Annotated in this window: 14 protein-coding genes; 12 read left to right on the forward strand and 2 right to left on the reverse strand. The window is 56.3% G+C overall.

Annotation, left to right across the window (positions count from 1 at the left end; all coding sequences use genetic code 11):
* Positions 1–16: 16 nt before the first annotated feature.
* The 10 genes from GC165_14295 to GC165_14340 all read left to right on the forward strand — a co-directional run bounded on the left by GC165_14295 (position 17) and on the right by GC165_14340 (position 9,753).
* Complete coding sequence (locus GC165_14295; protein ID MBI1334038.1) at positions 17–1,411, forward strand: phospholipid carrier-dependent glycosyltransferase; 1,395 nt, start codon at positions 17–19, stop codon at positions 1,409–1,411.
* Positions 1,412–1,437: 26 nt separating this feature from the next.
* Positions 1,438–2,004: a sigma-70 family RNA polymerase sigma factor gene (locus tag GC165_14300; GenBank protein ID MBI1334039.1), complete on the forward strand. Its 567-nt coding sequence runs from the start codon at positions 1,438–1,440 to the stop codon at positions 2,002–2,004.
* On the forward strand, positions 1,994–2,716 hold the full coding sequence (locus GC165_14305) for a hypothetical protein (protein ID MBI1334040.1): 723 nt from the start codon (positions 1,994–1,996) through the stop codon (positions 2,714–2,716). Before GC165_14300 ends, GC165_14305 begins: the two co-directional genes overlap by 11 nt.
* A 35-nt stretch (positions 2,717–2,751) precedes the next feature.
* Positions 2,752–3,477, forward strand: a complete 726-nt coding sequence (locus GC165_14310; GenBank protein MBI1334041.1) for a hypothetical protein — start codon at positions 2,752–2,754, stop codon at positions 3,475–3,477.
* 110 nt (positions 3,478–3,587) lie between these two features.
* Positions 3,588–6,785, forward strand: coding sequence for a hypothetical protein (locus GC165_14315; GenBank protein ID MBI1334042.1), 3,198 nt, complete (start codon positions 3,588–3,590; stop codon positions 6,783–6,785).
* A 77-nt stretch (positions 6,786–6,862) separates the two neighbouring features.
* Positions 6,863–7,384, forward strand: coding sequence for an adenine phosphoribosyltransferase (locus GC165_14320; GenBank protein ID MBI1334043.1), 522 nt, complete (start codon positions 6,863–6,865; stop codon positions 7,382–7,384).
* A gap of 2 nt (positions 7,385–7,386) precedes the next feature.
* Positions 7,387–7,767 (forward strand): hypothetical protein, encoded by a 381-nt coding sequence (locus GC165_14325; protein ID MBI1334044.1) that lies wholly within the window; start codon positions 7,387–7,389, stop codon positions 7,765–7,767.
* A 6-nt stretch (positions 7,768–7,773) separates the two neighbouring features.
* Positions 7,774–8,661, forward strand: coding sequence for a tRNA (adenosine(37)-N6)-dimethylallyltransferase MiaA (gene miaA, locus GC165_14330; protein ID MBI1334045.1), 888 nt, complete (start codon positions 7,774–7,776; stop codon positions 8,659–8,661).
* A 10-nt stretch (positions 8,662–8,671) separates the two neighbouring features.
* Positions 8,672–8,932, forward strand: coding sequence for an RNA chaperone Hfq (gene hfq / locus GC165_14335; protein ID MBI1334046.1), 261 nt, complete (start codon positions 8,672–8,674; stop codon positions 8,930–8,932).
* A gap of 17 nt (positions 8,933–8,949) precedes the next feature.
* Positions 8,950–9,753: a diaminopimelate epimerase gene (locus GC165_14340; protein ID MBI1334047.1), complete on the forward strand. Its 804-nt coding sequence runs from the start codon at positions 8,950–8,952 to the stop codon at positions 9,751–9,753.
* On the opposite strand, the gene GC165_14345 is transcribed toward GC165_14340, so the two are convergent.
* Both GC165_14345 and smpB read right to left on the reverse strand, forming a co-directional pair.
* Positions 9,736–10,347 (reverse strand): hypothetical protein, encoded by a 612-nt coding sequence (locus GC165_14345; GenBank protein MBI1334048.1) that lies wholly within the window; start codon positions 10,345–10,347, stop codon positions 9,736–9,738. The genes GC165_14340 and GC165_14345 overlap by 18 nt on opposite strands.
* A 43-nt stretch (positions 10,348–10,390) precedes the next feature.
* Entirely contained in the window at positions 10,391–10,870 is a 480-nt protein-coding gene (smpB, locus tag GC165_14350) for an SsrA-binding protein SmpB (protein MBI1334049.1), read from the reverse strand.
* A 58-nt stretch (positions 10,871–10,928) separates the two neighbouring features.
* Here smpB and GC165_14355 point away from each other — a divergent pair, with 58 nt between their 5' ends.
* Together GC165_14355 and GC165_14360 are read left to right on the forward strand one after the other, a co-directional pair.
* Entirely contained in the window at positions 10,929–11,711 is a 783-nt protein-coding gene (locus GC165_14355; GenBank protein MBI1334050.1) for a hypothetical protein, read from the forward strand.
* Positions 11,712–11,844: 133 nt separating this feature from the next.
* Positions 11,845–12,231, forward strand: a complete 387-nt coding sequence (locus GC165_14360; GenBank protein ID MBI1334051.1) for a hypothetical protein — start codon at positions 11,845–11,847, stop codon at positions 12,229–12,231.
* Position 12,232 lies beyond the last annotated feature (1 nt).

A 12,232-nucleotide genomic window follows, 5' to 3' on the forward strand; every position in this document is an offset into this window, starting at 1 on the left:
CTATGATACAACCAGAATGACCGCACCAAGCAAGCTGACAAAGATTTTATTGGTCGTATTTGCTTGCTTACACCTTGCGTTTGCTACCAGTTTTGCCCTCGAAACACCGTATCGGACAGGAGGATTTCTCTACAACCAGCGCGACGTAGAACACGGAGGCTATGCCCATGCTCCCGACATCGGTGCGCCCGACGAACGGCAGCACGCCAACTACGTTCGATACCTACTGAAAGAGCATGCGTTACCGGTCCTTCACCCCGGGGCGCCGGACACCGGTGAAGAGTACGAGAGCCACCAGCCGCCGCTGTACTATGCGCTGACGGCGGGCGTCGCTACCGTTACGGGCCAGACCGACGTCGAAACGGGCAGCTTTGGGAACGTCGCTCGCATCTTCAATGCTCTTATCGGCGTCAGCGGAATCATCGGCATCTTCTTCGCCGCGCTTTGGGCCACCAAGCGAGAGGACGTCGCCATCGTTGGGACGGCGTTCGCGGCCCTGCTTCCGATGAATTGCGCCCTCAGCGGCGCGATCTCGAACGACCCGCTCCTGATCTCGATGATCTCATGGTCGTTCGCCTTATGCGCCAAAGCTCTTGGTGCCGAGGAAGATAGGGACATCAAGAAGGCGATGATCCTGGCCGCCGTGTTTGCCGGGCTCTCCTGTTTGACCAAGTCGACCGGTCTAATCTCGATTCTCGGTCTGGTTGCCACGGCGATTTCTCTTCGCAAGCAGGTCCCCCTGGCCAAGGTTGCCGGATGGGCATCCATCGCCTTTCTCATCGCGCTTCCCGTCTGGATTCGCAACCAGATGATCTACGGCGATCCCTTAGCGCAAAAGGTGTTTAAGGAAGCGTTTACCGGTTCCGCTCAAAAACCGATGATCATCGCCACGATCGAAGCCAGCAACGCGCCTGGCTCGCCCGAGGTTCAGTACTGGCTGAATTGGGTGGGATACTGGGCGGCTCGGAGTTATATTGGCGTCTTTGGCTATATGGACATCTGGATGAACGCCTCCGGCAAGGCCATTCGGGACACGGACCCCAACTGGCTGTACAAGGGCATTCTCGCCTTCATCGCCGTCGGCAAGCTCGCTTTCCTCGTCTATCTGCGAAATAAATGGAAGGAAGTCCCCAGGGCCATATGGGTCGGGTTGCTGATCGCCGTTCTCACCATTTTGCTGTTCATCGGCTTCAACATGACCTACTTCCAGGCCCAAGGGCGATACCTCTTGCCCGCCTTGGCTCCGGCCGCCATTGTGCTCGGCATCGGATGGGGCATGATCTTTCGGTCTAAACTAATCCCGGCACTCCTGGTCGTTGTTCTAGTTTTTGGCGGTACATCGGTGTACGCATTGAGTCAACTTTCGTCCGAATTTGCCGCACGCCAGTCCGGGTCGCTGTCACCTCGATAGCGCCTTGCGCGTCACACTAAGAGGAAGTGGTGTCGATTTATTTAGAAGGTGCCGGCAATTACGATGAGGACGCGATCCTGGTCGAGCGTTTTGTCGCGGGTGAAAAGACCGCCTTCGAAGACCTTTACCACAAGTACTACAACAAAGTTTTCTCGCTCGCCAAGGGCGTGATGATCCTCGAAGAAGAAGCGATCGACGTCACGCAAGAGGTCTTTGCCCTCGTCTACCGAAACCTCCACCGCTTCAATCGCCAAGCTAAATTTTCAACGTGGCTGTTCCGAATTACTATTAATCGAAGCATTCAGGAGTCCCGAAAGCGACGATTCAAGCACAAGCACGTTGAACTCATCGAAGCGGCCGAAAGCGTCGCCCCGGAAGCGCCGGAGCACGACGACCCACGAATTCAGGCCGCGATGGAGAAGCTCACCCCTCAAGATCGCGCCATCATCATCCTATTCTATTGGCAGGAGCAAACTCTCCAGGAGATTGCCGAGTCGATGGACATCAACCTGAACGCCGCCAAGACAAGGCTGTATCGCGCCCGTGAGCGTTTCCGAATCTTCTTCGAAAAGGAGACTGGCCATGATTCCTAGAGAAATCGACGAATTGATGTGGACCATCGCGGAAGGTGGTAATTCCGAGGCCATTTCCGAATTTGGAGATCGCTATCCCAACCTTCGCGAAGAGCTTCTGAAGCGGATTCGAACTGTAAATGCCTTAAAGTCTGGTGGTCGCAGCGTGCCAAGTGGGAAGGTTCCAACCTTCAACAACACTCGCGTCCAGCCTTTCAATTGGCGAATCGTCTTTGCCACTCTCGGACTCACCATTCTCGTCATGGCCAGTTACGGCCTTTGGCGAGCGACCTCGCATCCTCAGTCGGCACCAGTCGTTCCGCCGGTGAACGTCAACGAGCCCCAGCTTCCCCAAGCAAACATCGCGATTCAACCGGGCAGCGCCGAACCTCAACCTCGACCCAAGAACAACGCGCCGATCAACTCACCCGTTGTTCCCAATGTCGAGCCCGATGTTCCCGCTCAGCAAGCTACGAGCGTCAAGCTGGAATCAGCCACTTTGCACGCAGCGATCACACTGATCGCCGAAGCCGGTGGGATGAAAGTCACCATCGCTCCCGGAACGCCAAATCCGACGGTTAAGATCGATTTCGAGGACATGACCCCTTTGGACATGCTGAAAAAGCTCGGTCAAGACTACGCCTTCAACACGCTGATGGACGGCGACCACGCCATTCTCGTCATCCCCAAGAAGGACGAGGACGACGAACTAATGACCAACGAAACCCGTTGACGAAAAACCCGTCGTCGGCTATAGTTGAAAAATTCATGCGAATCCAACGGTATTCGGACGTCATCGAGAAGATCAGCGAGAAGGCGTTCTACTTTTTCGTGGGCGCCGTTTTCAGCGGCGCTTTCGGCGCATTACTCTTGCGGTACCGGGGAGACGGCATGTTTCTTGGCCTTGCCTGGGTTCTGATTCTCGCCGCCATTGGGATGCTGGCGTACGGCCTATTTGTCGCCTTCACCACGACCAAAGTGACGAGTTTTTCTATCGAGTGTCCAATCTGCACAGAAGTGAACGAGCTCACCGAGAAGCCAGAAGATGACGATATCACCTGCGTTGCCTGTAACCACCGCATTCCGATTCGCGACGGCCAGGTTCTGCCCGTCATGCAGGTCCGGTGCGGTTTCTGCAACTCACTGAACTATTACAGCGACAAAACCGACCTGCTGATCTGCGAAACCTGTAACCACGAAATTCCAATTCACCAGGAAGAGGGCAAGCCGGTCAAGCATCTGCCGAAAGGATTTGCGGTCGTCGATGACAACATGCTTTATGAGTTGGTCCTTCTCGATGCAGGCAAAGGCGGTGAAGATGTGGTTAAGACTTTGCAGTCGATGCTAGCCCTCAACCGCAACCAGGTGAAGGACCTTTTGGAGGAGGTGCCCGTCACACTTCTGCAGGGAATCACCCGCATGAAGGCGGACATGCTGACCGCTCAATTGACCGTTCATGGGGCCAAAGCCGAGGCCCGACAGATCGACCAATAAGTCCTGTTGCACTTTGGCACGGGCTTTGCTAGGTACAATAGTCGCAAAGTCCGGGTCAGCGGCCAAGTGCTTCACGCACGGAAGCGTTTGATTTCAGGTGGTAAGAAACCATGAAGTCACTTCAGCTCGCAAAAGGGCGTGCTCTTAGCACACCAACTCGTTTACGCCTATTAGGCATATTTGTTCTGGGTCTCCTCTCTTCGTTCGCGTTTGCGGGCGAAGGCGAAAATGTCCATCTACAATTCGCATCGTCCGACAACACGACGCTCATTATCGCGGCCGTGCTCGGCCTCCTTGGCATCTTCATGGCCGCATTCCTTGGAAAAGGAATCGCGAGCGAGGATCGAGGAAGCGAAGGGATGCGCGAGGTCCAAGACGCTATCGAGTCTGGTGCGCGCGCCTATTTGAAGAAGCAGATCAACATGATGGCACCATTCATCGTCATCCTTGCGATTCTGCTGTTCCTCCTCTACAAGGGTTCCCACGGCAACTGGGCATTGGGTGTCTCGATCACCTTCATCCTTGGTGTCGTTTCGAGCTACATGTCCGGTTTTGCAGGCATGATCATGGCCGTCAAGGGCAACGCCCGAGTGGCCGCCGCCGCATTGACCAGCAACAAGAAGGCTCTCGAAATCGCCTTCAAGTCCGGCTCGGTGGCCGGCTTGATGACGGTCGGTATCGGCCTCTTCTTCTCCTCGCTGATCCTGCGCTTCGCTCCGGCTAACGCCATCATCCTGCTCATCGGCTACGGATTCGGCGGCTCGCTCGCCGCCCTGTTCATGCGCGTTGGCGGTGGTATCTACACCAAGGCCGCCGACGTCGGCGCGGACCTGGTCGGAAAGGTCGAGCAGTCGATGCCGGAAGATTCTCCGCGCAATCCAGCCACCATCGCCGATAACGTTGGAGACAACGTCGGTGACTGCGCCGGTATGGCCGCCGACGTATTCGAGTCGTACGAAGTCATGCTCGTCGCCACCATCGTTCTTGGTGCGGCGACCGCTTCCGTCCTCGACGCTTCCGTCTGGCCCAAGCTCATCGTTTTCGCCCTCGCCGCATGCGGCATTGGCATTGTCGCCTCGATCATGGGCATCCAGTTCGTGAAGGGTAGCGACGACGTCGAGACCGACCCGCTGAAGCCAATTCTTACTGGTTTCCGCATCACCGCTCTGCTCGCCGGTATTGGCACCGCGATCCTCGCTGCCGTTCTGCTGAAGGACGTCAACGTTCAGGAATTGGTCACCCAGCAGGCTGCAAACGTTCGTCTCACCAAGAAGATCGTCGCCATCCGCGACGACTACGCCAAGCAGAAAGGCATCGACAAGACCGCGGTTCAGGCCAAGGACCTGTTGAGCGACGAAAAGATCAAGGCGCTTGGCTTTACTGACAAGGACGAGAATCGTCTCTCTTCGGCTCTGTTCACGACCCCGGACATGCTGAAGAACGACGCCGCCCTCGAAGGCTACCGAGAGGTTTCGGCCGACGATATCAAGAACGTTGCCTTCCCGGCGCTGAACTATGCGGTCGAAAAACCGCAAACCGACGCCACCGCGCCATCGTCCAAGACGGAGTTCATCACCGTCGCCGACATGTTCAATCCGACCAAGGATCCTCTTGTTGCCGCCAAGCTGACGGTTCACCAATCGGCCCCAGCCCAAAACGGACAACCCGCCCGATCGGCCGACCAGGTCGTCTGGGTGAGTGGCGCGACGGTCAAGGACCTGAACGAGCAGCTCGACAAGGCCCAAAAGGCCGCCATGGCTCAGGGCGGTTCGCTCAAGATTGACGTGGACAAGGATCACATCCTCCCCATCAAGCTGTTCTACAACCAGCGCGACGACAAGTTTGCGATGGTCGCAGGCATCGGCGTTGACAAGCCGGAAATGTTCCAGACGATGTTCCCATACGCTTTCTTCCGAAAGTCGGTATCGGACATGGAGTCGATCAGCGGAAAGATCAAGGTCGATCCGAAGTCGGCTACGATGCCGGAAAGCGTTTCCTTCGATTCCGCCGCCGCAATGGTGGTGGCCAAGGCTGAGTGGTGGAGATTTGCGCTCGCCCTCATCTTTGGAATCATCATGGCGATGGGCATCGAAGCGCTCACCAACTACTACGTCGGCACCTCCAAGCGACCGACCAAGGAAGTGGCGGGCGTAGCCACCACCGGCCCGGCTCCGATGATCATTCAAGGCTTTGCCTACGGTGCCGAATCCAGCGTCTTCATGGTCATCGCCATCGTGATTGCGCTCATGGTGCCGCTCTTCCTCTTCCCTGCCGCCACCTTCGGTTCGATGGTGCTTGGCTTCTACGGAATCGCTCTGGTCGGCCTCGGCCTTCTCACAACCACTGGCTACATCCTGGCGATGGACACCTTTGGCCCGATCTCGGACAACGCCCAAGGCGTCTTCGAGATGAGCGGCGAAAGCCATAACGAGTACGGTTCGAAGTCGCTTCAGCGTCTCGACGCCGCTGGCAACACGACTAAGGCTCTCACCAAGGGCTTTGCCATCGCTACTGCGGTCGTAGCCGCGGTCGCCCTGTTCCAGTCGTACGTTGGCGCAGGTCAGCTTGAGAGCATGGGACTTCGCATCGACGTTCCCGAGATCTTCATGGGTCTCCTGATCGGTGCCGCCGCTCCGTACCTCTTCAGCTCCTTCGCAATCAACGCGGTTGGACGTTCGGCGTTCGAACTCATCCATGAGGTTCGCCGCCAGTTCAGGGAGAATCCGAAGATTCTGACCGGAACCGACAAGCCGGATTACGGCCGATGCGTCGAGATCGTCACCGCTGCCGCTCAGCGCGAACTGCTCGGCCCGGGCATCCTCGCCATCTGTCTCCCGATCGCGGTCGGCTTTGGCTTCAGCCTTCTGCCCGGCACGCCGGTTACCATCGGCGACCACGTCTACAACCTCAAGGGCGCGCAAGCTCTGGGCGGATTCCTCGCCGGTGCCATTGCTAGCGGCCAGTTGATGGCTGTCCTCCTCTCCAACTCGGGCGGTATGTGGGACAACGCCAAGAAGCTGATCGAAGACGGAATGTTCGGCGGAAAAGGAACGGAAGCCCACCGCGCGGCCGTCGTTTGCGACACCGTAGGCGACCCGTTCAAGGACACGGCTGGTCCGGCCCTGAACCCGCTCATCAAGGTCATGAACCTCGTTGCTCTACTCATCGTCGGCGTCGTGATCGAAAGCTCGATCAGCGTAGCGATCCGAGGAGCGGTAACCGCGGTTGCGATCGCACTGCTCGTGTTCGCATTCTGGCGAAGCAAGCAGGGTTCACTGGCCGACAAAATGCAGCACATGAACGACTAAGGGTTCCCTTACCAACCCTTCCAGAGCCCAGAGCCAACCGGCCCTGGGCTCTTTTTCGTGGTATCCTCTCGGACGATATGGCAGAGCTTCTAGCCCGTGCCCTCGTTCGAGACGTTCCCGACTTCCCGAAACCAGGCATCCTATTCAAAGACATCACGCCCATCCTCGAAGACCCTGCGGCCTTCCAAGAAGTCATCGACCTCTTGAGCAAAGACGCTATCGCCAAAGGGGCGGAAGTGATCGTCGGAATCGAGAGCCGAGGTTTCGTTTTCGGAACTCCGATCGCTCTCCAGTGCAAACTCCCGTTCGCCATGGCCCGCAAGCTTGGCAAACTTCCCTACGACCGCATCACCGAGGAGTACGCACTTGAGTACGGCACGAATACCGTGGAAATGCACGTCGATGCGATCAAGCCGGGTCAGAAAGCCTACATCGTCGATGACCTCTTGGCAACCGGTGGAACCGCCGGAGCCGCAAGCCGCTTGGTCGAAAGACTGAAGGGCGAGGTGATTGGCTTCGGTTGTCTGATCGAGCTCGGCTTCCTCGACGGTCGCAAGGCCCTGCCTGATCTCCCCATCACCGCGCTGATGGAGTACTAACCATGAAACGAGTTCTCTCCCTTTCGCTCATTGCCGCCGCCGCATTCGCCCTGGCCGTCGAATCCGTCACGCCTTCCGACATCGTAAAGTCCCCGGACAAGTTCGACAAGAAGGAAGCCACCGTGGTTGGCTTCGTCAAGAAATTCAAGGCCCGCACTTCGAAGGCTGGCAACGACTACTTCATTTTCGACCTGACCAAAGGCGGAGACAAGATCGCCATCTACGGCCACGGCAAGCTAGAAAAGGACCTGAAGGACGGCGACAAGGTCGAAGTCAAGGGCATCTTCACCAAAGAGAAGACCGTCGGTCAATCGACCTTCAAGAACGAACTGGACTGCTCCGGCAAGCGCGGCGAAAAGCCGAACCTCAAAGTCCTAAAGTAATTCCTTATGTCGGCCCCGCGTCTGTTCGCAGTAATGGGGCCGACAGCCTCTGGTAAGTCTCATCTCGCCGAGGAGATTGCGAGCCTCCTCGACGCCCCCATCCTCAACGCCGACGCGTTCCAAATCTATCGGGGTATGGATATCGGTACCGCCAAGCCTAATGATCGTGAGCGGTATCACCTGCTCGACCTCAAGAATCCCAATGAGGACTTCGGCGTTGGCGAATTTGTAATCCTCGCTGCCGACCTCCTCCGGCATTTTTTTGATCAAGGTCGTGACGTAGTGATTTGCGGTGGAACCGGACTTTACGTTCGGGCCCTCTTGGAAGAATACAAGGATCTCATGCCGGCGCCATCTGAGGCCCTTCGCCGCGAGATTGGCTCTCTCAGTCTGGACGAAGCTCTCGAGCGCCTACAAAAGGCTGACCCCGATGAAGCCGTTCGAATCGATGCCAAGAATGAAATTCGGGTCAAGCGAGCCCTCGAAAAACTGACCGGAGGTCAAACCCCGATTCAATTTAGCTTGCCCCCCTTTCTCACTACAAAAATCGCAATCATCCCGCCCGTGGAAATTTCACGTACAAAAATCATGCAACGGACAAAAGAAATGATTCAAAATGGCTGGGTAGCCGAAGTTAATGAATTGATTAGTCAAGGCTATGGACCAGGAGACCCAGGATTCCGGGCCCTTGGGTACGAAGCCATCGCGCAGTACGTACAAGAGGGTGGGGATGAACTGGAATTGGTCCAGAAGATCGAGTTAGATACGGTAAAGTATGCAAAACGTCAAAGGACGTGGTTGCGGGCTGAACCTAACTTGACTGTTTTTAATGAAGCCTCCGAGGCATTGGACGCCGTCGAGCGACAAGTTCGAGGAGGTTATTACGAAGGATAAGAAAGACAAGATGGGCAAGGCAATAAACCTGCAAGATATGTTTTTGAACCAGGTCCGAAAAGAAGGAGTTGGCGTTACCATTTACCTCACGAATAGTGTCCAGTTGCGTGGACATGTTCGAGGCTTCGATGCATTTACGATCCTGTTGGATAGCTCCGGCAAACCCACCCAGCTCGTTTACAAGCATGCGGTAGCAAGCATCGTTCCCACGAAGACCGTTGGATCCTATAAGTCGCCTAGCGAAATGGATCATAACGAATCAGAAGATTGAACCTGAAATTCACCAAAATGCACGGAATCGGAAACGATTTCGTGCTGATCGACACCATTCGGGACGGGGAGCCCGAGGGTGATTTGATGACTTTGGCTCAGAAACTTTGCGACCGGCGCTTCGGAATTGGAAGCGACGGGCTGATTCTCGTCGAGAACCCAGACAGCAGTCTCACCATGCGGATGTTCAATCCGGATGGATCGGAAAGCGAGATGTGTGGCAACGGCCTACGCACCTTCGCCCGGCTCTGTCACGACCGCGGTTACGGCGGAGACTCTTTTCCTGTCGCCACTGGCGCAGGAACTCTGCAAGTCACTTTCCACGACGATCAGACGGTTTCCGTGAACATGGGTCCCGCCATCCTTTCCCCCGAAGGGATCGGCATGACTGGCGTCACCGGATCAACGTTCGTCGGCCAGGACATCGGCAAGGGGCAGTTTGGAACCGCAGTTTCGATGGGCAACCCACACCTAGTGATCCTCGTCGAGGTTATCTCCAAGATTGAACTGGAAGTCGAAGGTCCCCGGCTAGAGCGGCATGCCTTCTTCCCCAAGCGCACCAACGTTCACTTCGTACAGATCGACTCAAGCGATGAGATTTCGATGCGAACGTGGGAACGCGGAGCGGGGCCAACCCTGGCCTGCGGAACCGGAGCCTGCGCCTCGGCAGTCGCGGCTTACCTGAACGGCAAGACCGGACGAAAGGTGAAAGTGAATCTGCCTGGAGGCAGCTTGAACGTCGATTATCAGGACGACGGAACCGTCCTCATGCGAGGACCAGCGGAGTATAGCTTCGAGGGATCGTTAAGCGACCCGCTTTAGCGCCGAATAAAGCTTGTCGCGCGAATCGTCGAAGAAGTCCATAAACTCGATGCCGTTGCTCTTCCCTTCCACGTTTTCGTGGACGACGAGGCCAAGCGCTCGAATCTGCTCTCCGTCGATCTCACATTTGAATTCGACCAGCGAATCCTTGGCCAGCGGCGGGTCCATGGAAATCCAAGCCCCACCCAGACTCAGATCCTTGGTTTCGCCCTGACAGACCGAGATGACGGTCGATGTCTGGACATCGGAAACGGATCGAAGGCTCACCGGCACATGCACTGCATACCGAGGATAAACTCGTCGGTCGACTTCTTTCAAATTCGTTCGGCGAATCTCGAGAACGTTGCCCGACTTCCACGGCATCGTTCCGACCGCCTCAGCCTCACCCTTCAAAACATCCACGCCTCGGTGCCAAACCAGCACAACCGGAAGCGGATACTTCAGATCGAGAATGCGTAAATCCTTCGTAAAGAGATAGAGCGGTGCCTCGCTCGTCACAAGACAGCTGACCGCCATCGGTCGACCCTCAATCATAAATGCCACGACGACCGTGCTATCGATCGGCAAATATTTCGAGACTTCTTGCTTAGACACGCTGTAAGTATCGGAAGCGCAAGAAAAACCCTGTAGGGAAATATCAGAATTTTTCCGACTGCGCGCGCTCTAATTCTCGGCGAGTGTCCTTCTTGGCGATGGACTCCCGTTTATCGTACTGAGCCTTGCCCCTTGCCAGGGCGATTTTCACCTTGGCTTTGCCGTTTTTGAAGTAGATCTCCAAGGGCAGAATCGAGAAACCTTTCTCTAGCGCCTTGCGCTCCAAAACCAGAATTTCTTTCTTGTGCATCAACAGCTTTCGCTCGCGGCGTCGCTCGGGCTGAAAGTTCGAACTGTACTTGTATGGCTCGATGTCCAACTGAAAGAGCCAAAGCTCTTCGTTGACGATGCGACAATAGGCGTCAGTAAGGTTGGCGCGTCCGTTATACAGGCTTTTGACCTCGCTCCCGGACAGCACGATTCCCGCCTCTTGCTCGTCGAGGATGTGGTAATCGAACCTAGCCTTGCGATTCTGGATCGTCTTCGGCCCCGAGGGTTCTTGCTTGGTTTTGGACTTCGCCATCCCCGTAAGTGTACTTTGTGGGAGCAAATTGGCACGATTTTGGGTAATTTCTAATGATATGACGCGATATGCGTACCTGCTTCTCGCCGCCGCCCTGCTTGGTGGCTGCACGACCGACAAAGGAGCGAGCAACAATGCGGCTCCCGAAGCGAACAACGCTCCGGTTCCAACCTCTGCGGAATCGCTAAAAGTCGGCATCAAGGATATCGTCGAAGGCAAGGGCAAGCCGATCGCTAACGGCGACACGGCCATCGTGTTCTACATCGGCAAGCTGACGAACGGAAAGCAATTCGACGCCAACATGAATGAGGACTACACGCCCAAGTCCGACAAGGAACCTTTTGCGGTTCAGGTCGGCATGGGTCAGGTCATCAAGGGCTGGGAAGAAGGCCTGATCGGTGCAAAGGAAGGCGGCGTTCGCCAACTCCATATCCCGTGGCAGAAAGCTTATGGCGCCGAAGGTCAAGGGGCGACGATCCCGCCGAAGGCTGACCTCAACTTTACGATTAAGATTCAGACCGTCTACCACGCCGGTGAGGCGCCGCAAATCTTTGCGAACGACATCAAGGTCGGAAGCGGACCAGCCGTCACTCCGAATAGCACGGTCACCTTCACCTACGTAGGCAAGCGCCTGAACGGTCAGATTTTCGACGACCAGACGCGAAAGCCGCTGGTTCAGCCGGTTTCCAACCTCATCCCCGGATTCAAGGAAGCCATCATCGGTATGAAGCCAGGCGGACGACGACTGATCAAGTGGCCCCCGGGATCACCAAACCCAACCGGCATGATCCCCGGCAATCAACCGGTCGAGTACACCATCGACATCATTGCCGTCAAGTAAGCCTCTCAAAAGCCTCGAAGCCAAACTTCGGGGCTTTTTTGTGCCTCTTGGAACTCCCAGGCGGGGTTAAATCGAAAGTGCATTAGGTGAATTCACTTTGAAACAGACCGTCTCTCTCCTGCTCGTCCTCGCCATGACCGCCGCCTTCGCTCAAAAAGGCAACTTTAAGAAGCTCACGACCAAAGACCTCAAGAAGGGCTCTGGCCGCGCCGCCAAGAAAGGCGACTCCGTCACCGTTCTCTACATCGGCAAGTTCAAAGACGGAAAGGTCTTCGACTCCAACATGGACGACAAGTACAAGCAAAAGCAGGGGAGCGAGCCGTTCACCCTCACGCTAGGAGCAGGTCAAGTCATCAAGGGCTGGGACCAGGGTCTTGTTGGCGCAAAGGCAGGCATGGTCCGCGAACTGCACATTCCTTACAGCCTGGGCTACGGCGATCGGGGCGCTGGCGGCGTGATTCCGCCCAAGACGGACCTCGTCTTCGTCGTCAAGGTCCTCAAGGTCCAAGCCGGGTCCTAAG

The organism is Armatimonadota bacterium (assembly GCA_016125185.1).
In the GTDB taxonomy this organism is placed as follows: domain Bacteria; phylum Armatimonadota; class Fimbriimonadia; order Fimbriimonadales; family Fimbriimonadaceae; genus Fimbriimonas.